Raw genomic sequence first — 20,217 nt, 5'->3', positions numbered from 1 at the left:
GAGAAGCACATGTTGAGCGAAGAATCCCTCGAGCTCATTGTCCAGGACCACCTGGCCGAACTGGAATGGCAGGCCGGCCACGGCCCGGACTTTGCGCCGGGCTCCGGCGAGCGCGACACGTGGAATGACATCGTGCTGCGCGGGCGTCTGCGCAATGCGGTGCGCAACCTCAACCCAGATGTACCGGAGGAATACCTCGACCAGGCGATTGGTGAGGTCATCACTCCGAAGTCGCAGTCCGCGATTGCGGAGAACCGGCGCATTCACCAGATTCTGGTGGAAGGCTACCGCGGTATCGAGTACATCGACCACGAGGGTAACGTTCAGAACCCCACCATCTATTTCCTGTCCTCACAGCCGCACCAGAACGACTATTTGTCGCTCAACCAGGTCACCGTTGCGAACCTTGATGGGGAACGTCGCTTTGATGTGGTCTGCTACGTCAACGGCATGCCGCTGGCGTTTATCGAGCTGAAGAAGACGGGCGCGAATACCTCCGTCGAGGGCGCGTACAACCAGCTGCAGACCTACGTTCAAGAATTCGGCATGGCTTTCCGCTTCGCCAATATCGTGATTCCCTCGGACGACATCAGCGCAAAGTACGGCACTCCGTTTACGCCGTGGAACCACTTCGCACCTTGGAATGTAGATGAAGACGGCCGTCCTGTCCCATCCGACAACATGGTTGTGGCCGGCGAGCCGGTCACGCAGCTGGATCTGTTGCTTGATGGTCTGTTTAATGTGGAGCGTTTTGGACAGCTCTACAGCGACTTCACGGCATTCGATGACACGGCCGAGGGGCTAGTCATGCGCATCGCGAAGCCGCACCAGTACTTCGCGGTCACCAAGGCTGTGGGTTCCACGATCACGGCGGCGCGCGGCGACAAGCGCGCTGGCGTCATCTGGCACACGACGGGTGCGGGCAAGTCCATGGAGATGGAGCTCTACACCGCCAAGATTATGCGTCGGTCCGAGATGCTCAGCCCGACCGTCATTGTGCTCAATGACCGTACCGAGCTAGATGAGCAGCTCTTCGAGACCTTCAACCGGTCCACCATCCTGCCGGAGGCACCGCGCAATATCGAGTCGCGTGCTGAGTTGCGTGAGCTGCTGTCGCAGAAGACCTCCGGCGGCATCTACTTCTCCACGCTCCAGAAGTTTGGCTTGAACGGCCAGGGTAAGTTGCGTGAGACCGAGCACCCGTTGCTCTCTGACCGGAGCAACATCGTGGTCATCGTCGACGAGGCACACCGTTCCCACTATGGCTTTGGCGATACCGCCGCCGATGGTTACGCACAGCACCTGCGTAATGCGCTGCCGAATGCCACCATGCTGGCGTTTACCGGTACCCCGCTCAAGGAATGGGACCGCGATACGCGCAAGGTCTTCGGTGACGACGTGGATGTCTACGACATGAACCGCGCCGTCGAGGACGGCGCCGTGGTACCCGTCTACTTCGAGCCGCGCCTCATCCCGCTCAAGCGCATTGCTGGAATCACGGATGACGATATTGATGACTCTGCCGAGGAAGTGCTCACGGGTCTCGACGAGGTGGAGCGCGACCGGATTCAGCGCTCCGTCGCCGCGTTGGAAATCATTTACGGTTCCGACGACCGCTTGGATGCGCTCGCTGAGGACTTTGTTCGCCACTGGGAAGACCGCCGCGAGAACATGCGGGAATTCATCGGTGCTCCGGGCAAAGCGATGATTGTCACCGCCACGCGTTCCATCGCAGCGCGCCTCTACTCCAAGATCGTGGCGCTGCGACCGGACTGGCATAACGATGCCGATGACAAGGGAAAAATCAAGGTGATCTACTCTGCAGCGCCTTCGGATCCTGAGGAGCTCAAGGTCCACATGCGCCGTCCGAGCGCGCTCAAAGCCGTGAAGAACCGCATCAAGGACGTCGACGACGAGCTGGAAATCGCCATCGTCCAATCCATGATGCTCACCGGCTTCGACGCACCGCCGCTGCACACGCTCTACATTGACCGCTCGCTCAAGAGCGCGCTGCTGATGCAGACGCTCGCCCGCGTCAACCGCACGTTCCGAGACAAACAGGATGGCCTCCTTGTCGCCTACGCACCGCTGGTTGAGAACCTGGAGAAGGCGCTGGCTGAGTTCACCCTTAACCCTTCCGACGACGGCACGAAGGTCACAGGCCAGGACGTTGAAGAAGCGCTCAATCTGGCGAAGGGATTCCTGGCTCGTCTCGATGCCATCGTGGGAACGGACTGGAAGAACACGGATCTCTCGGTCGCCAGCAACCTTCGCCGTGCCTTGCTCGATGTCACTGGTTTCCTTCGCAATCCAAGAACCGAAGGCAACTACGACCCCGAGAAGCCAAACGCGCGTCCCGTCGCTGATGAGTTCAAGCGTCAGGCTGGAAGGCTCGCGCGTGCATGGGCACTAGCGTCCAACAGCCCTGCCGCCGATGAATTCCGTTCGAGCGTGCAGTTCTATTCCGAGGTCAAGAACTGGCTCATCAAGCTCGATGCGGGCGACCGCGTGGCCAATGGCGAGCCGATTAGCGACTCCATCCGCAACGCCCTAGGCAAGCTGGTCGTTGATTCGGCTGAGGCCACCGGTGTCATCGACATCTACCGCCAGGCCGGGATTGAGATTCCGAACTTGCAAGATCTCACCGTCGACCTGTTCAAGGACAAGCAATCCCCCTCTGAGGTCTCGTTGCTCATCGATGCGTTGCGCCGCCAGCTCCAGCAGGAAGCCCACACCGCCACAGGAAACAACGAGCTGCGCTCCAAGCAGTTCTCCGAGCGAATCACCGAGCTGATGAATCGGTACACGAATCAACAACTCACGGCCGCTGAAATCATCGCCGAACTCATCCGCCTGTCCAAGGAAATTGTCAAGGAAAGCAAACGCGGTGAACAATTCACCCCGCCACTAGGCAATGACGAGCTCACCTTCTTCGACGCGGTGTCGACAAACGAATCCGCAACCGAGCTCATGGACGACGAAGTTCTTGCTGAAATCGCACGGCAGCTCGTTTCCATGCTGCGTCGCGACGCAAAGACCGACTGGACAGTACGCGATGACGTACGTGCGAAACTACGACGCTCGGTCCGCAGGTTGCTACGCGACTACAAGTATCCACCGGACAAGGCGCCGGAGGCCATCAAGCTCGTGCTTGAACAGATGGAGAAATTCGCGCCAAGGTATTCAGCGGCGGCGCGCGAACAAAGTGACGTTGAACACCGTGATTAGCCCTGCAGCCGATAGCGCTGCTTCGGGCTCTTCAGCGGCTCAGTGCGCACGATGACGCCTTCCTCAACAAGTTCGTTAATGGTCCTGCGCACGCCGTTGAGGGACAGCCCCGCAGCCCCTGCCAATTCGCGGCTGGACGCTGTCCTGTGTTCGCGAAGATAGTCGAGCACGCGCCCGCGGGTTCCGCCACCCAACGCCGCGGTGCGCTCCGGGGTAGTCGGATTTCGCCGCGCAAAGGTGAGTTCAAATTCAGTTAATGAATCCCGTGGTACCGGCGGCGGCAGCAGCTGCTGCTCCAGTTGGTCGAGAATCTCGATATATCCGGTACCACGGTTTTCCGCAACGTACCCATCTCCGTCACCGGCAGGAGTCACCTCCAGCAACGCAGACAAATGCTGATTGCGCGCGCTAGACATACCCGCAGTGCCCAATCGATCAACGGTGACCGTTCCATAAAGACCACCGGGGTTGAGGATCTCCAGCCGGTCGAAATACAGGTTCACTTGTACCTGCGTGCCCCGCGCCTGCGGCGAATAGTCACGGTGCATAAGCGCATTAGCGACTGCCTCACGCACAGCCTCCGGAGGATAATCCGGCAAGTCCTTACGGAAGACTCCCTCGATTACGCCTCCTACGCGCATATTGCGTCGGACTGCCCGCACGGCATCCGCGACCAGCACCGGAATGGGCCCCACCAGACTTTCGTTGTCGAGGAAGCGCTGCTTGCCCATCCCGGCCGATTTATCGGTGCCGGGATATGCTGCAAAGGTCACGTTGAGCCGCGGGAAAAACTGTTGTGGGTAAGTGCCCGCTACCATAAGCCCGCCCAGAGTTGGCACTAATTTTCCGTTGTCGTTCCGGGTAATCAGGTGGAGCGCTAACATCGCCTCTTCATCGCTCAACCGTCCAAAAATGCGTTCATGGATGGAGCGCTCGCGGGCCAAGATCTCGGCCACAATGTCAGGATCCAGATCGTCGATGTCAGCATCCGGAACCGGCTCCAGATCCCATTCCGGCTGGGTCTTGTTTTCCTCCAGCCGGTCGATCTCGTATGGCTTTAGTACGCGGTCCCCATCATGGACCCGGATATAGCTGCCGTGATACTTCGACTGAGAAACGACCCAGCAAGGCTTCTCAAAAGGAGCACATTCGGGAATGGTGCCAACGACAATGCTCGCGCCCTCCCACTCAACAATGTCGATCTGGGCGCGAACCGACGGAGTCACGAGGTCTGCACATGCGCCAGCCAGGGCATCCGCCATGGCAGTAGCATCAAAGCCTGGTACCGGAACGAACCCGTTGTCTTCATCCAGCCCCAAGATGATGATTCCACCGGTCCCGTTAGCAAAGGCAGAGATAGAGCGAACGAGCTTCTTGGGAAAACCTCCCACAGCTGCCTTGACCTCTACGGCGCGCGTATCGGTGCCCTGAGATCGCAGGCTTCCAATGATCTCGGCGATCTCCACCTGGTCATCGTCCCAGACCACAATCACTCACCCCTATCAGCGCTCAACGCTCCTGAACACCCTCAAACACTACACACAACACTACACACACTGTGGTGTGTTGTGTAGTGTTCGCACGTGTTCCTCGTCCGAAATCCCCACAGCACGGAACGATCACGCAGGTCAATCATAATTTTTCCGGTCTGCGCAACACTACATAACACTACATACAACACTCCACCCAACACTCCACAGTGTGGAGTGTTGGGTGGAGTGTTGGGTGGTGTATTGAGTATTAAGTGTTATGTTGACGAAGTTCGGCTTAGTGGCCGCGCTCCTGTTCGAGGGCCTTGCCCTCGTTCCAGAACGGGGCCAGCTTGTTGTCGAACATGCTCAGCGCGGAAGCAATGGCCATATGCATGTCGAGGTACTGGTAGGTACCCAGGCGGCCACCGAAGAGAACCTGGTTCTCCTTTGCCTCGGCCGCTGCGAGGCGTCGGTAAGCCTCCAGCTTGGTGCGATCCTCTGGAGTGTTGATTGGGTAGTAAGGCTCGTCGCCGGACTCGGCGAAGCGCGAGTACTCCTTCATGATGACGGTCTTATCCTTCGGGTACTTATCCTGCCGTTCAGGGTGGAAGTGGCGGAACTCGTGGATGCGGGTGTAATCAACGTCAGCATCGTTGTAGTTCATCACCGGGGTGCCCTGGAAGTCGCCGGTCGGCAAGACCTCAAGATCAAAGTCCAGGGTGCGCCAGCCCAACTCGCCCTCAGAGAAGTCGAAGTAGCGATCCAGCGGGCCGGTGTACACAACCGGCGCATCCGGATTCTCTTCGCGAACTTGTTCGCGAACCTCGAACCAATCGGTGTCCAGCTGGACGTCGATAAGCTCGTGGTCTGCCATGTTCTCCAGCCATGCCGCGTAACCGTCTACCGGCAGGCCCTCGTAAGTGTCGTTGAAGTAGCGGTTGTTGAAGGTGTAGCGAACCGGCAAGCGGGTGATGTTGCCCGCCGGCAGCTCCTTCGGGTCGGTCTGCCACTGCTTTGCGGTGTAATCGCGGATGAATGCCTCATAGAGCGGACGACCAATAAGAGCGATGGCCTTCTCTTCCAGGTTCTGAGCTTCATCAACGTCGAACTCGCCGGCCTGATCCTTGATGAGCTGACGTGCCTCATCCGGCGAGTAGTACTTGCCGAAGAACTGATTGATAAGGCCCAGACCCATTGGGAACTGATACGCGGTGCCGTCGTGCATAGCAAAGACGCGGTGCTGGTAGTCCGTGAAGTCGGTGAACTGATTGACGTAGTTCCACACGCGCTCGTTAGAGGTGTGGAACAGGTGCGCACCGTACTTGTGCACCTCGATGCCGGTCTCCGGCTCCGCCTCCGAGTAGGCGTTGCCGCCCAGGTGGTTACGGCGCTCGACGATGAGCACCTTCTTGCCCAATTGAGAGGCCGCACGTTCTGCAACGGTCAGGCCGAAGAATCCAGATCCAACAACGATGAGGTCATAAGAAGTCATGTACCCCACCTTATTGGAGATCGCCCTTGTCGCCGGGGATGACACCCACAAAGAACTTCATCAAGAATGCGCTTTTGACGCGTGTCGGAACAGAATTAACAGAAACAACATAAGTAACATTTTGCGCAACTGTTAACTTTCGTAATTCGGTTTGAGCTGTCTAAACCACCCGCACGCGTTACGCAAAACCTCAAGGGAGATAACGTGCAACTACGACGCCGTCTCGTTCCTACCAAGTCGAAGTGGTCCACTCCGATCATCGCTGCTGTCACCTCTGTCTCGATGGTTGCGGCTGCCGCCTTCGGTGGCCACCAAGTGCTGCGCACCCAAGAAAACGGCTCCGGCCCCATCGAAGTAGCTTCCGCCTCGACGAGCTTTGGCGACGGCGAAACCGTTGTGGTCGACGACGCTGCTATCTCTGCCCAGGGCGAAGGCGACGGCCCCCGCGCCGTCAAGCAGTTCCACCGGGACGAGCCTTTCTCCATGTTCGCCGTGACCTGGAAGGGCGCTCGTGACGTCGCCGCTTTCGTGCGCGCCAAGCAGGCGGACGGTTCGTGGTCGCAGTGGTACGACATGGACAACTCGGGTTATACCAACGACGATCCGAACGCCACTAACGGCACCGAGCTGATTTACACAGGAACCACCAACGACGTGCAGGTTTCCATCAACAACGTCGATCTTGTCTCGGGCACCAACCTGGACAAGAGCTTCGAGGAAACCCCCGTGGAAGAAGACGGTACGCAGGCCCCAGAGTCCGCGGCACCGGAAACCTCGGCACCGGCGGCGTCGGCAAGCCAGTCGCCTGCTTCCGCACCGGCGGAGGACTCCAATCAGTCCGTGATTGAACAGGCCGCGGAAGCAGCAGCCAACCCGCAACCGGCGCCGCTGCCGTACAACGTCGGTAACATTGCGCCGGTGGCTGACGTGCAGGAGATGGACACTAAGGATTCCGGCGCACAGGATTCTGACGCACAGGATTCCGGCGCGTCGGCAAACAACACCAGCACCGAGGGCATGGAGGCTGTCTTCATTGACGGCAATGCGCAGGCTGGCGAGGCTATCGAGCAGACCGCTGTCACCGACGGCATGCCAAAGGTCGTCTCCCGCGCAGGCTGGGGTGCGGACGAGTCTAAGCGCTGCATGGGGCCAGACTACGACGACGGCGTTAAGGCACTGACCCTGCACCACACCGCGGGCAGCAACAACTACACCAAGGCTGATGCTGCAGCGCAGGTGCGCGGAATCTACCAGTACCACGCGCAGAACCTGGGCTGGTGCGATATCGGATACAACGCACTGGTGGATAAATACGGCACCATCTACGAGGGCCGTTACGGCGGCCTCGATAAGGCCGTGCAGGGCGCACACGTTGGCGGTTTCAATACCAACACGTGGGGCATCTCCATGATTGGTAACTACGAGACCGCAGCACCGACGGAGACAATGCTGAACTCCGTGGCGGAAATCGCCGGCTGGAAGGCCGCGATCTCCAACATCAATCCAAAGGGTTACACCGACCTGGTCTCCGGCGGCTTCGGTGGCTCCCGTTTCCCAGCAGGCACGGTTGCTCACGTTCCGACCTTCCACGGCCACAATGACCTGCACTACACCGCCTGCCCGGGCCAGTACGCGGTGCAGCGCTGGGGCGATATCCGTGAGGCAACCTACCGCAAATACCAGTCCATCAAGAACGGCACTGCCGGCTCCGGTGCGCAGCTGCCATCCAACGATGACACCACCACGGGCACTGGCACCAACACCGGCACGAACCCCGGTACCACGACGCCGGGCACCAATAATCCGGGTGGAAACACCGGCGGAACCACCGGCGGAAACCCCGGTACGAACGGCGCTACCTCCTCCCTGGGCGGCGTCCAGGTGCCGGTTGCAGTAGTCCAGGCGGTTGCCGGTATCGCCGCAACCTTGGTCGGCATATTCCTGGCTCGCTCGGGCCAGAAGGTCGACGGCAATAAGACCGTCGTCGGTGGCCTGACCACCTCGGAGATTCCAAACATTGTCTCCAAGGTCGTCCAGATCTCCGGCAACCCGAGCCTGCAGCAGTCCTGGACGGCAATCCTGAACGCCTTCGGCCCGGTTCTCGGCCTCGCAGTAGGCGGCCCGGACTTCAAGGCGGGCATTGTCTCCCAGCTCTTTGAAAACGGCGTCGTTCTCTCTTCCAAGGAAACGGGCACCCACGCCCTGACGGGCAAGGTCGCTGAGGCTTGGTCCGAAGGCGACAACTCCACCAAACTCGGCCTGCCGACCTCCGACGAGGTCTCCACCGGCAACGGCCGCGAAATCCGCGTGGACTTCCAGGGTGGCTACATCCAGTACGACCCAGCAACCGAGAAGATTAACGTCTTCACCGACTAGTTGGCAGGGGTGTCAGCCCCTGCAGGATTAAGATGCTAGAACCATTGTTCTAGCACCTTTGCCACGCCCGATTGATGGTTGGCCATGGTGACTTCGTCAGCGGCCTCCTTCACGGCAGGATGCGCATTGCCCATGGCGACGCCGCGCCCCACCCACGACAGCATTTCGATGTCATTGGGCATGTCCCCAAAAGCGATTATGTCGCTACGTTCGATGCCGAAGTTCTCCGCCAGCCAGGACACGCCCTTGCGCTTGGTCACGTTGGGGGCAGCGACTTCGAGGATGCCCTCCGTCATCGAATAGGTAACATGGGCAACCGTTGGGTCCACCCGCGGAGCAATCAAATCGTAGAGTTCAGGGGCGCTAAATTGCGTGTTACGGATAAGCAATTTCACCGCGGGCTCAGCCGCTAATTCATCAATGGAAACGACCCCAAAGCCGTCAAAAAGCGCGTTCTCGGAATAGTGGGGCTCCACCACAAAAAGCTCCTCCACGGGATCAGCGAGTGAAGTCCCGCCGCGTTCCGCGCCGAAGCCTGCTCCCCCAAGCGGCTCCAGTACCTCCTGCGCCACGGCGATGACGTCTGTGATGGCCGCGGGCGAGAGCGCGTGCACATTGAGGAGCTTATCTTCCGCGGAATCGTAGATGACGGCGCCATTCGACGTCACGCATACCGGGCGGACGGGCAGCTGCTCCAGCACGGGCGCAATCCAGCGGAACGGGCGCCCGGTGGAAAGCGCAAAGTACGCACCCGAAGCCACGGCTCGGGCTATTACTTCACGGTTTCGCTTGGTGACGCGATGGTTCTTATCCAACAAAGTTCCGTCGATGTCACTGGCAATAAGGCGCGGCGCCCATAAGGAATCAACCATGCCCCACAGTCTACTTCGCGCCCGCAGGCAATTAGCACCTCCTGCAAGAAATAAGGTCCCGCACCAAAAAGATGCGGGACCTAGAGCGCGCTAGCTAATCGAGAGCTAGCGGGAGGGTTGCCTACTGAATGACGTCATCGTCTTCAGAGTCTTCCCAAGCCAGGGAACGCTTGATGGCGCGCTTCCACTCGCTGTAGAGGTTGGAACGCTCCTCCTCATCCATCTTCGGGCTCCAGACCTTGAACTCACCGCTGCCGGTGTCCAGGCTCTTTAGATCCTCGAAGTAGCCAACCTGCAGGCCAGCGGCGAAAGCAGCACCGGTTGCGGTGGTCTCCACGTTCTTCGGGCGGTGCACCTCGACGTTCAGGATGTCCGCCTGGAACTGCATGAGCAGCTCGTTGTGCGTCATGCCGCCGTCGACGCGCAGCTCGGTGATCTCCACACCGGAATCGGCAACCATGGCATCGGCGACGTCGCGAGTCTGGTAGGCAGTTGCCTCCAGAACCGCACGGGCGATGTGATTACGGTTAGCAAAGCGGGTAAGACCAACGATGACACCGCGGGCATCCGGGCGCCAGTACGGTGCGAAGAGACCGGAGAAGGCCGGCACGAAGTAAACACCGCCGTTGTCCTTGACGGAGCGGGCCATGTTCTCGATGGAGGCCGCGTTCGGAATCATCTGCAGGTTGTCGCGCAGCCACTGCACCAGGGAGCCACCCATGGAGACCGAGCCCTCGAGCGCGTAGACAGGGCGTTCACCCTCGCGCTGGAAGCACACCGTGGTCAGCAGACCGTTCTCGGAGAACTTCGGGGTGGTACCGGTGTTCAGCAGCAAGAATAGGCCGGTGCCGTAGGTGTTCTTTGCAGAACCCGGGCGGAAGCAGCCCTGGCCGAACATTGCTGCCTGCTGGTCGCCGAGGATGGCGCGAATCGGCACACCAGCCAGGGAGCCGCGGGCACGCACAGTGCGGAAGTCGCTGAGGGAAGGACGAATCTCCGGCAGCATGGAGGTAGGAATGCCCATCTCCTTGCACAGTTCCTCATCCCACTCGAGCTTTTCGATGTCCATGAGCAAGGTGCGGGATGCGTTGGTGACGTCGGTTGCGTGAACTGGCGGCTGGTCGCCGTCGCCCTCGGCGCCACCGGTCAGGTTCCACAGCAGCCAAGTATCGATGGTGCCGAAGAGCAGGTCACCAGCCTCGGCACGCTCGCGAGCGCCCTCGACGTTATCGAGGATCCACTTGACCTTCGGGCCTGCCGGGTAGGAGTTGATGACCAAGCCGGTGCGGCGACGCCACTTGTCCGGGCCTTCCTCCCCCGCCAGCTCCTTGCAGATCTGGGTGGTACGGGTGTCCTGCCAAACAATTGCGTTGTAGACCGGTTCACCAGTGTTTTTATCCCACACGACGGTGGTCTCGCGCTGGTTGGTGATGCCCAGCGCAACGATTGACTCGACGGAGACGTCGCCGTTGGCCAAAGCCTCGCCGACGGCGCGACGGGTGTTGTCCCAGATTTCCTTCGGGTCGTGTTCAACCCAACCCTTTTCCGGGAAGATCTGCTCGTGCTCGAACTGGCCGACGGAGACCTGCTCGCCGTCGTGGTTGAAGATGATGCAGCGGGTGGACGTAGTGCCCTGGTCGATTGCTGCTACGAACTTGTTTTCGCTCATGGATTTACTCCTTGCGTAGTTTCAAAGATGCGGTGAGATGCGTATTTAAGCCAAAGCCATGGAAAGGAAACCGATGGCTACTGCAGCAAGCAGCGGGGCGACGATTGGCACCCAGGCATAGCCCCAGTTGGCGCTTCCCTTGTCCTTGATGGGAAGGACGAATGCGTACATCAAGCGCGGGCCCAGGTCACGGACCGGGTTGATGGCGTAGCCGGTTGGGGTACCCAGGGAAAGGCCGACCGAAACGACGACGAATGCGACTGCGAAATACTTCAGTGCACCAATCTCACCGCCGGAAGGACCAAAGGCAATGAACATCAACAGTACGCAGGTACCGATGAACTCAGTGACCGCATTCCAGAAGTTATTCGGGTGAGCAGGGCCAGTGAAGAAGATGCCACCGGTGGAGGCGTTCGCACCGGTTTCATTGCCAGCTTCGTCGAGGTTATTGGCGTCGAAAAGCTGCTTGAAGGCCGCCCAAGCAAGCAATGCGCCGAGCATTGCGCCCAATAGCTGGCCTGCGATGTAAGCAGGAACGAGGTTCCACTCAAGGCCGCCGTTGATGGCAACCATCAAGGTCACGGCCGGGTTGAGGTGGCCGCCGGAAGGGTCCGCCACGCTGGCGCCCACGAAAACTGCCATGCCCCAGCCCAGGGCAATGACAATCCAGTCAGATCCTTTGGCACCGGAGGTGCGCAGGGTAACCAAGGCGCACACGCCGTTACCCAGCAGGAGGAGCAGGGCAGTTCCGATGAACTCCCAGAGGAAAGCATCCATTGCGGTCATGCTTTTAGTCTTTCTCTTGAATGGTCCTTATACCTGCGGCTTGCCTGCCGCGCGCACGAGGATGTCGTTTGCTTCTTGGTCGGTCAGTGCTGCTTCTGCCTGCAGCTCGGCTTCGGTGTGCTGCTTGAATGCGGCGATTTCTGCCTGCTTGGTAGCATCGTCCCAGTCCAACAGCGGAGCGACGAAGTTGGCCACCGCATCGGCACAATCGACGCCGCGGTGTGCGTACTCAATGGCGATGCGCAGGCGGCGCGAAAGGATGTCATCCAGGTGCAGTGCACCCTCGTGGGTAACGGCGTAGCGCACCTCAGCCCACAGGTACTGCTCTGCACCTGGGACCGGCTTCAGCAGCTCAGCGTCTTCTTCTGCCGGAGCGAGGACCTCGCCCAGCAGGGAGCCGTAGCGGCCAAGCAGGTGCTCGATGACGTCCTGGTGCACTCCGTAGCGCTTAGCCAAGGTCGGTACCTGGTTAGCCAGAGCGTGGTAGCCCTCGGCACCCAGGATTGGGGTGCGTTCGGTGACGGACTCTGGAGCGTCGAAAATCAGCTCCTTGACGGCCAGGTCAACGGCATCCTTACCAATGACGCGGTAGGTGGTGTACTTGCCACCGGCAACGGAGACGAGGCCCGGAGCAACCTTGGCCACGGCGTGGTTGCGGGACAGCTTGGTGGTGGTGTCGGACTTACCGGTCAAAAGCGGGCGCAAGCCGGAGTAAACGCCGACGATGTCGGAGCGGGTAATGGTGCGGGAAACGCGCTGGTTAACCTGATCCAGGATGTAGTCGATGTCAGCCTTGGTTGGTGCTGGATCCGGCAGAGACAGACCCTTTTCCCAGTCCGTGTCGGTGGTACCGATGATCCAGTATTCGCCCCATGGAATAACGAAGAGGACGGACTTCTCGGTGACGAAGCACAGTGCAGCATCGGCGTCGAGGGCGTCTTTCGGCACAACGATGTGCACGCCCTTGGAAGCGTGGACGGTGAACTTGCCCTCCACGCCGGCCATCTCTTGAATCTTGTCATTCCACACGCCGGTGGCGTTGATGAAGACGCGGCCCTTGATGGTGGCCTCGCGGCCGGTTGCAACGTCACGGACATGCGCGCCGGTGATGCGGCCGCCGCGGTCCTTTTCAAAGCCCACGACCTCGGTGCCGGTACGGACGCTGGCGCCGAACTCGGCGGCGGTACGCAAGACGGTCATGGTGTGGCGAGCGTCGTCGACAAGCGTGTCGTAGTAGCGCACGCCGCCAACCACTGCGTGATCCTTCAGGCCCGGGGCAACCTTGAGCACGCCCTTGCGGGTCAAGTGCTTCTGCATCGGAACGCTCTTTGCGCCGCCCATGAGGTCATACAAAGTAAAGCCGCCGAACATCATCACGCGCTCCCAGACTGGGTGGGTCAGCGGGAAGATGAATTTCAGCGGCTTAACCAGGTGCGGAGCCAGGGTGGACATGTTGAGCTCGCGCTCATGGAGAGACTCGGCGACCAGGCGGAAGTCGAACATCGCCAGGTAGCGCAACCCACCGTGGAACATCTTGGAGGAGCGGGAAGAGGTACCTGCCGCGAAGTCGCGGGACTCGACAACTGCGGTCTTCAGGCCACGGGTAGCGGCGTCGACCGCTGCACCTGCGCCAACGGAGCCACCGCCGATGATGACGACGTCATATTCTTCATCGGAGTAGTTCTCCCATGCCTTTTCAAAGTATTCCGGGTTGAAACTCTGATTGCTTAGCTTTGTCATTACTAAACTCATCTCCTTAACTTGCCCCTTATGCCATCGCAATACCGTCGCCGTGCTCTCGCACGGCGCGCGCTACGGTGACAGGCGGAGCCTCATGGTCGCCCAAAGTGGTCCATTCCCCGCCTCGGGCCTTGAAGATCTTTTCTCCTGAATCTTATGTTAGGGGTCACGACAGAAAGCGCGCTGTTGCGCTACTCACTCGTAAGTTCCTCCACCGTAACCAGCATTTTTCATTAATTTTTATAAAGGAAAGAAACTTATGTCACCCCTATAAGGGGGTATAGGCGGACAAATAAAAAGAGCCTCTGGTCATATCCAGACGCTCCTTGCGGTTCCCCTAACTTTATTAAGGTCTACTTCTTCTTATTCAACTTCGCCATCGCCTCCAGCACCTCGGAGACGCCAGCGCGCTCTGCCGAGTAGGTCACGGAACCTGCTTCTTTGACCAGCTCAATGGGTGCGGTCTCCAGCGCGACCACCTGCGTGTGGTCCAAGAAAACCTCGTCTCCTGCCTCACCAGCAAAGACGATCACCTCACGCGGGGCCGCCCCCACTAGCTCAAGAATCTGCTCAGTAGCAGCCCACCGACATGCCTCATCTGCAACCACGATTAGCCCCGTTGGGGTGTCCACGAAACGGGCACCGGATACTTCACCCAGGACGTCCTTCACCTCACGCAGCTCGCGCTTGATATGACCAGAGACCACTTCCCCACCTTCGTAGGCCCATTCGACGACAATGTCGCTGTGTGCTTCGATGGCAGCAACGGCGGCGTCGGAAAGCGGATGCATGGCAATAACCTCGGAGCCATGCTTGACGACGCCGCCCTGATGCTCAATCCTCCAAAGTTCCTGCTGGATATTGGCAAAGGTGGAGTCTGGGTAAGCCGCCGCCTGCGGGGACATCAGCACCAGCATCTGCGACTCCGGATAAACGCCGGCGAATGCATCATGCAGGCGCTTGGTCACGGAACCATCCTCATAATTCAAGGTGGATTCATCTGCCACAACGATGCGCGGGATCTGCGTGAAGTGCGCCTTCATGCGGTGTGGCAGGCGGGAGACGATAAGGCGCGACTGGGTCGCAGCGCTCAACAAGCCCTGCTCCACTTTGGAGCCCGCGAAGACTTCCTTGCTACTGGTGGCGAGGTTGGCCTGCGTCTCAGCCACATCAACCTTGAGCTGTCCCATGATTTCGGTGACTTTGTCGCGGCCCTCACCCAAGCCACGAGTGGCCTCCTCGATGACGATGTTGAGGTTTTCCTTGATCCACTCGAGTGTCTCCGGGGTGGTGCGCTTGAGCTCCTCCACCTCGCCGCTGGCCGGCTTTGCGGTAATGGCCAGACGGTCCTTGAACAGCTCAGAGGTGGCTTCGGAGATGCGAGTCTTGAGCCCCATCAGGTCATCGCGCAGGCGGCGCACGCGGTAGCGCTCCGACTCGACCGCCTTATCCTCGCGCTCTGCTTCCTCCAGGCTCGGCGCTCCGCCGCCCATGCGGGCTGGAACCCAAAAAGCGCCCTTCGGCATTGGACCAAACTCCGCCTCGTAGTCCTTCCAGAGCATCTCGAGGCCTTCCTGCATGCGGCGACGAATTTCGGCGGTGTCTGCCTCGACGTCGCCAGTCGGTTTAAAAGGCTCGAGGGCACGGATGAGCAGCGGGGTATTGCTGCGGCCCAGGTTCTTCTTCTGCCCCTTGGTCCACAACCGTTGGGAGCCGAAGGTGACCATCGGGATAATCGGCACGCCGGCTTCATAAGCGATGCGGGCTGCGCCGCCACGCATGCTGCGGATTTCGAAGCTGCGGGAAATCGTACCCTCGGCGAAGACGCCGACCAGCTCGCCGGCCTTGGCCAGCTCGATGCCTTGGCGGATGGAAGCTCCACCATCGATACGGTCTACCGGGATGTGGCCCATCATCTTCAGCAGTGGGCCCACGACTGGGGTCTTGAAGACGCCGGCCTTGGTCAGAAAGCGCACCAGGCGCTTCTTCTTATGCGGCAGAAAACCGCCGAAGACAAAGTCCATGTAACCGGTGTGATTGACCACGAGCACCGCACCGCCCTTGTCCGGGATATTCTCCTCGCCCCAGGTGCGAAACTTAAGCCCCTGCGCAATAGTAACGCCCCGTGCCAGGGTGACAATGCGTTGATAAAAGAAGTCTTTAACGGCGTTCATAGTTCTTCCCCCTGGTTAAAAATGCGGGACTTTGTGGAGGCTAAAGGTAGCTCGGACAAAACAATTACTAGTTAAGCACGACAAGTCCCCCGGATCAGGAAAACCCGGGGGACGTATATATAACTGTTAACTAATCTGCTTTAGCGCGGACGTAGAACGTCCTTGCCCACGAATGGGCGCAGCGCCTCTGGGACAACCACGGAGCCATCGGCCTGCTGGTGGTTTTCCAGGATGGCAACGAGCCAGCGGGTGGTGGCCAGGGTGCCGTTGAGGGTTGCGGCGTACTGGGTCTTGCCGTTTTCGTCGCGGTAGCGGGTCTGCAGACGACGCGCTTGGAAGGTGGTGCAGTTCGAGGTGGAGGTTAGCTCGCGGTAGCAGCCCTGGGTTGGAACCCATGCCTCGTTGTCGAACTTGCGGGCAGCAGACGAGCCAAGGTCGCCACCAGCGATGTCGATGGTGCGATAAGGCAGCTCCATCGCAGCGAGCATGTCCTTTTCCATCTGCAGCAGCATCTGGTGCATCTGCTCTGCTTCTTCCGGCTTGCAGAAGACGAACATTTCCAGCTTGTCGAACTGGTGAACACGCAGGATACCGCGGGTGTCCTTGCCGTGGGAGCCAGCCTCGCGGCGGAAGCAGGAGGACCAACCGGTGTACTTGATTGGGCCGTCGCTGAGATCCAGGATTTCATCCTTGTGGTAGCCCGCGAGCGCAACCTCGGAGGTACCGACGAGGTAGAGATCATCTGCCGGCAGGTAGTAGATCTCATCGGAGTGCTGGCCCAAGAAGCCGGTGCCGGCCATGATGTCTGGGCGAACCAGAACTGGCGGGATCATCAGCTGGAAGCCAGCCTCGCGCGCCTTCTGTGCCGCGAGCATGAGCATGCCCAGCTGCAGGAAGGCACCGTCACCGGTCAGGTAGTAGAAGCGGGCGCCGCCCACCTTGGCGCCACGCTTTACGTCGATAAGCCCAAGGGACTCGCCGAGTTCCAAGTGATCCTTCGGCTCGAAGTCGAACTCTGGGATCGTGCCAACCTCTTCGAGGACGATGAAGTCATCCTCGCCGCCAGCCGGCGCGCCCTCCACGACGTTGGAGAGCTGGAACTGCAGCTCGTTTACCTTTTCTTCAGCAGCAGCCAGTTCCGCCTCGGCCTTCTTGACCTTTTCCTTCAGCTCATTAGAACCCTCCAGCAGGGCTGGACGCTCTTCTGGGGAGGCCTGGCCAATCTTCTTGCCGAAGGCCTTCTGCTCGGAGCGCAGCTCGTCGGCTGCCAGGATGGCAGAACGGCGGGCTTCGTCGGCGGCCAGAAGCTCGTCAACAAGAGCTGGATCCTCACCACGGGTTACCTGGGAGGAACGGACAACGTCTGGGTTTTCGCGGAGGAACTTTAGATCAATCACGCTTAAAAGTTTAGCGCACTAGGCTGCCCTTGCAGTGGTAATAACCAGCGAATTATTATGTGTTTATGACCGCACAAATCATCACCGATGGACCCGTCCCAAAGCATGCCCAGCTGCGTGACATCCTCACCGAGCTGTGCAACACCACTTTGAAGCCAGGGGACATCCTCCCAGGTGAGCGCATTCTGGAAGAGACTTATGGCGTCTCTCGCATCACGGTGCGCCGCGCCATCGGTGATTTGGTTGCCGCCGGACGCCTGCGGCGCGTGCGCGGCAAAGGCACCTTCGTCGCCCCTAATCCCCTAGTATCTCGTCTGCATTTGGCCTCATTCTCCGATGAAATGGGTGCCCAACGTGTCCAGGCCTCCAGCAAAATCCTCTTGGGCGGCCGCGCGTCAGCCCCGGATGAGGTGTCCGAGTTCTTCGGCGCCGATCCTTCCGTGACGCATACCCACCTACGCCGCCTCCGCTTGGGCGATGGGGAGCCCTATTCCATCGATGACGGTTGGTATAACTCTGCCTTTGTTCCCAACCTTCTGGAAAATGACATCTACAACTCGGTCTACGCCATCCTGGACTCCAACTTCGATCTGCCAATCACGGAGGCGGATCAGACGGTCACGGCGATTGCGGCGGATGCGGAGATAGCGCAGCTTCTCGACGTCGAGCCCGGCACCCCACTGCTGCACATCATCCGCAAGTCCCGCTCGGGCGATCGCCCAGTTGAGTGGTGCTCTTCGGTCTATCGCACCGACCGCTACCGGCTCACCACGCGGGTCAGCCGCGCTCTCGACGCCTAAAGGATAAGAAGAATCCCAGGCAGACGGGTACTATGGGAGGCCTTATGAGTAAAAATTCTCCTTGGCGCTCATCGTTTGCCGTCCGGTTATTCTTGGTGGCCACCCTCGCAGCCGCCGCGTTTCTCGGTGCATACGGGCTGCTTAGCCCGGATACTGGCAGCACGAATAACCAGTCTGCTCCCGATAAAGCAGAGCAGCCCTCCGCCGAGCCAGAGGTAATTGCGTTTACCTCGGCCGAGTCCGGCACCTGCTTATCCTGGGACATAGATGGCAAGGGAGAAATCTCTAACTTCGCAGAGATTTCCTGCGATAAGCCGCACCGCTTTGAGGTTGCTGCCCGCGAGGATCTCAGCACCTACCCCACCAGTGAGTTCGGCCCCGACGCCAAACGTCCCGACGTAACCCGCCAGAATGCCCTGCGCGATGAGCTGTGCGAGTCCAGCACCCTGGGCTACCTGCACGGCAAATGGGATCCAAACGGCAAGTTCGACATTGCATCCGTCCTGCCGCCACAGGCGGCATGGCAGCAAGGAGATCGCACCCTACTCTGTGGCCTACAGACCACCGATGAGGCAGGCGTTCCACAGCTAAATACCGGCAACGTGGAAGCGGTAGATCAGGCGGTCGTCGCCAAGCCTGGCGAATGCCGCAGCATCGATGACAAGCAGATCGTGCGCACCGTGGACTGTGCGCAGCCGCACCAGCTGGAGACCGTATCCATCGTGAACCTGGGCGAGCACTTCACCGGTGGCTACCCCAACGGTGAGGAACTCAACTCCTACCTCAACGAAACTTGTACGGCCGCCGCCATCGAGTACCTGGGCGAGGAAGAAAACCTTTATCAGTCCACCTTGCAACCCTTCTGGGGCTCGGTCAACGAGGCCGCATGGAACGGTGGCAGCCGCTCCGTGAACTGCTCTTTGATGCACCCAAACGATGGCCACTTCTCCACCATCACCGGCTCAGCCACTGGCGGCCGTAACGCTCTGACTATCGACGGCGCGCCACCAGCAGTCCAGCCAGAGCGCAATCCGGTGCGCAACCCTTCCGCAGCGCCCACCCCAGCGCCTAACGCACAGGGCGCCCCAGCAGACAATAGCTCGGCGGCTAACACTCCGGCACCTGCCGCACAGTAATAAGCCGAGCAAATCGGTAATACAAAAGGCGATAACGAGCAGCAGGTGTATTTAGTAAGCGAAGAGCGCTTCGATGAGATGGTCAACGATGCGCTCGATAAACTCCCGGACGAGTTCGTCCAGCGGATGCGCAACCTGGCCATCTTGGTGGAGGATTTCAACGCAGAAAATCCCCACCTGTTGGGCCTCTACGTGGGCGTGGCCCTTCCGGATCGCACTTTCGACCACACGGGCTTTCTCCCCGACACCATCTTCATCTACCGTGGTGCGCTGCAGGAATGGTGCAACACGGAAGAAGAGCTGGCGCACCAAGTCGAGGTGACCGTCTTCCACGAGCTCGGCCACTACTTCGGGCTAGAAGAACACGAGCTACACCATCTGGGCTGGGGTTAGCGCCCTCGGCTAGATGCTGCTGGATTCTTCCATATCGGTATCTGCCCAGCGTTTCAGTGTCCACTTGCCAAAGGGCTGGCCGTTGGGCTCCATCACCGTAAAACGTCCGTTTGCCATGTACCCGGTGTAGGCGAAGTCCGCGTCGACTCCGGTGGCGTGACGGCTGACCACACGAATGGCGGCGCCATGGCTGACAACGACCGCGTCCTCGTCCTCGCCTAGGTTAGCGGCAATTTCTTCAATAACTGGCTGATAGCGCTCCAGCACGTTGCGGTAGGTCTCGCCGCCTTCCATGCAGGCGTTCTCGTCGCCGTCGAGCCAGCCGCGCAGCGCCACCATGTAGGAACGGTGGGCGTCCTCGCTGCCGTCCATCTCGAAGTCGCCGGCGAAAATTTCGTGGATGCCCGTCTTTACCTCCACAGGCACACGGATTTGGCCGGTGGCCTTGGCAAAAGACTCCGCCGCCAGCATCGCGGTTTGCTGGGCGCGCAGCGCAATAGAGCAATAAAAGCGCACCTTGCGGCCTGCGGTTAGCTCCGCAAGCTCTTGGCCAACGTCCGTGGCCTGACCACGGCCACGCTCGGTAAGCTCGGCTCCCGGCGGGCGTGTATCGAGCAGGTGCTCGACGTTGGAGTAGGTCTGGCCATGGCGCACGAGAAAGATTCTTCCGCTCATAGTTTCC

The 20,217-nt window shown here is 59.8% G+C and carries 14 protein-coding genes; 5 read left to right on the top strand and 9 right to left on the bottom strand.

The window, feature by feature from the left end:
* The first annotated feature begins 9 nt into the window (after window positions 1-9).
* Window positions 10-3,228 (top strand): type I restriction endonuclease subunit R, encoded by a 3,219-nt coding sequence (locus HMPREF3158_RS07155; protein ID WP_070497866.1) that lies wholly within the window; start codon window positions 10-12, stop codon window positions 3,226-3,228.
* Here HMPREF3158_RS07155 and HMPREF3158_RS07150 read toward each other — a convergent pair.
* Entirely contained in the window at window positions 3,225-4,715 is a 1,491-nt protein-coding gene (locus HMPREF3158_RS07150; protein WP_070497985.1) for an ATP-binding protein, read from the bottom strand. The genes HMPREF3158_RS07155 and HMPREF3158_RS07150 overlap by 4 nt on opposite strands.
* A gap of 280 nt (window positions 4,716-4,995) precedes the next feature.
* Window positions 4,996-6,192, bottom strand: coding sequence for a UDP-galactopyranose mutase (gene glf, locus HMPREF3158_RS07145; RefSeq protein WP_070497864.1), 1,197 nt, complete (start codon window positions 6,190-6,192; stop codon window positions 4,996-4,998).
* Window positions 6,193-6,396: 204 nt separating this feature from the next.
* Between glf and HMPREF3158_RS07140 the strand changes: the two genes are divergently transcribed.
* Window positions 6,397-8,568 (top strand): N-acetylmuramoyl-L-alanine amidase, encoded by a 2,172-nt coding sequence (locus tag HMPREF3158_RS07140; RefSeq protein WP_070497862.1) that lies wholly within the window; start codon window positions 6,397-6,399, stop codon window positions 8,566-8,568.
* A gap of 35 nt (window positions 8,569-8,603) precedes the next feature.
* On the opposite strand, the gene HMPREF3158_RS07135 is transcribed toward HMPREF3158_RS07140, so the two are convergent.
* The 6 genes from HMPREF3158_RS07135 to serS all read right to left on the bottom strand — a co-directional run bounded on the left by HMPREF3158_RS07135 (window position 8,604) and on the right by serS (window position 17,206).
* Window positions 8,604-9,440 (bottom strand): Cof-type HAD-IIB family hydrolase, encoded by an 837-nt coding sequence (locus HMPREF3158_RS07135; protein WP_062036802.1) that lies wholly within the window; start codon window positions 9,438-9,440, stop codon window positions 8,604-8,606.
* A gap of 121 nt (window positions 9,441-9,561) precedes the next feature.
* Complete coding sequence (glpK, locus tag HMPREF3158_RS07130) at window positions 9,562-11,109, bottom strand: glycerol kinase GlpK (protein WP_062043075.1); 1,548 nt, start codon at window positions 11,107-11,109, stop codon at window positions 9,562-9,564.
* Window positions 11,110-11,154: 45 nt separating this feature from the next.
* On the bottom strand, window positions 11,155-11,895 hold the full coding sequence (locus HMPREF3158_RS07125) for an MIP/aquaporin family protein (protein ID WP_061925072.1): 741 nt from the start codon (window positions 11,893-11,895) through the stop codon (window positions 11,155-11,157).
* A gap of 27 nt (window positions 11,896-11,922) precedes the next feature.
* Window positions 11,923-13,635, bottom strand: coding sequence for a glycerol-3-phosphate dehydrogenase/oxidase (locus HMPREF3158_RS07120; RefSeq protein WP_070497860.1), 1,713 nt, complete (start codon window positions 13,633-13,635; stop codon window positions 11,923-11,925).
* A 353-nt stretch (window positions 13,636-13,988) separates the two neighbouring features.
* A complete protein-coding gene (locus HMPREF3158_RS07115; RefSeq protein ID WP_070497859.1) occupies window positions 13,989-15,809 on the bottom strand; it encodes a lysophospholipid acyltransferase family protein in 1,821 nt (606 codons plus the stop codon).
* A 140-nt stretch (window positions 15,810-15,949) separates the two neighbouring features.
* On the bottom strand, window positions 15,950-17,206 hold the full coding sequence (gene serS, locus HMPREF3158_RS07110) for a serine--tRNA ligase (protein ID WP_062036787.1): 1,257 nt from the start codon (window positions 17,204-17,206) through the stop codon (window positions 15,950-15,952).
* A 65-nt stretch (window positions 17,207-17,271) separates the two neighbouring features.
* Between serS and HMPREF3158_RS07105 the strand changes: the two genes are divergently transcribed.
* Genes HMPREF3158_RS07105 through HMPREF3158_RS07095 form a run of 3 tightly spaced genes read left to right on the top strand, consistent with a single transcriptional unit; the run spans window position 17,272 to window position 19,535 of the window.
* The gene (locus HMPREF3158_RS07105) at window positions 17,272-18,006 is read left to right on the top strand and encodes a GntR family transcriptional regulator (RefSeq protein ID WP_070497857.1); all 735 of its coding nucleotides are present in this window, start codon (window positions 17,272-17,274) and stop codon (window positions 18,004-18,006) included.
* Between the two features lie 44 nt (window positions 18,007-18,050).
* Window positions 18,051-19,142 (top strand): septum formation family protein, encoded by a 1,092-nt coding sequence (locus HMPREF3158_RS07100; RefSeq protein WP_070497984.1) that lies wholly within the window; start codon window positions 18,051-18,053, stop codon window positions 19,140-19,142.
* Between the two features lie 45 nt (window positions 19,143-19,187).
* Window positions 19,188-19,535 (top strand): metallopeptidase family protein, encoded by a 348-nt coding sequence (locus tag HMPREF3158_RS07095; RefSeq protein WP_096337089.1) that lies wholly within the window; start codon window positions 19,188-19,190, stop codon window positions 19,533-19,535.
* A 9-nt stretch (window positions 19,536-19,544) separates the two neighbouring features.
* On the opposite strand, the gene HMPREF3158_RS07090 is transcribed toward HMPREF3158_RS07095, so the two are convergent.
* On the bottom strand, window positions 19,545-20,210 hold the full coding sequence (locus HMPREF3158_RS07090; protein ID WP_062036781.1) for a histidine phosphatase family protein: 666 nt from the start codon (window positions 20,208-20,210) through the stop codon (window positions 19,545-19,547).
* Window positions 20,211-20,217: the final 7 nt, after the last annotated feature.

The sequence above is a fragment of the Corynebacterium sp. HMSC06G04 genome, from assembly GCF_001807365.1.
Lineage (GTDB): Bacteria > Actinomycetota > Actinomycetes > Mycobacteriales > Mycobacteriaceae > Corynebacterium > Corynebacterium simulans.
The sequence above is the reverse complement of the archived record's forward strand: the minus strand, read 5'-3'. Positions and strand labels throughout refer to the sequence as shown.

Bases quoted from the DNA above. Each gene is read 5' to 3' on its own strand.
- HMPREF3158_RS07100 (WP_070497984.1), top strand. From the start codon at position 18,051: ATGAGTAAAAATTCTCCTTGGCGCTCATCGTTTGCCGTCCGGTTATTC.
- HMPREF3158_RS07120 (WP_070497860.1), bottom strand. From the start codon at position 13,635: ATGACAAAGCTAAGCAATCAGAGTTTCAACCCGGAATACTTTGAAAAG.
- HMPREF3158_RS07135 (WP_062036802.1), bottom strand. From the start codon at position 9,440: ATGGTTGATTCCTTATGGGCGCCGCGCCTTATTGCCAGTGACATCGAC.
- glf (WP_070497864.1), bottom strand. From the start codon at position 6,192: ATGACTTCTTATGACCTCATCGTTGTTGGATCTGGATTCTTCGGCCTG.
- glpK (WP_062043075.1), bottom strand. From the start codon at position 11,109: ATGAGCGAAAACAAGTTCGTAGCAGCAATCGACCAGGGCACTACGTCC.
- HMPREF3158_RS07115 (WP_070497859.1), bottom strand. From the start codon at position 15,809: ATGAACGCCGTTAAAGACTTCTTTTATCAACGCATTGTCACCCTGGCA.
- HMPREF3158_RS07090 (WP_062036781.1), bottom strand. From the start codon at position 20,210: ATGAGCGGAAGAATCTTTCTCGTGCGCCATGGCCAGACCTACTCCAAC.
- HMPREF3158_RS07155 (WP_070497866.1), top strand. From the start codon at position 10: ATGTTGAGCGAAGAATCCCTCGAGCTCATTGTCCAGGACCACCTGGCC.
- HMPREF3158_RS07105 (WP_070497857.1), top strand. From the start codon at position 17,272: ATGACCGCACAAATCATCACCGATGGACCCGTCCCAAAGCATGCCCAG.
- HMPREF3158_RS07125 (WP_061925072.1), bottom strand. From the start codon at position 11,895: ATGACCGCAATGGATGCTTTCCTCTGGGAGTTCATCGGAACTGCCCTG.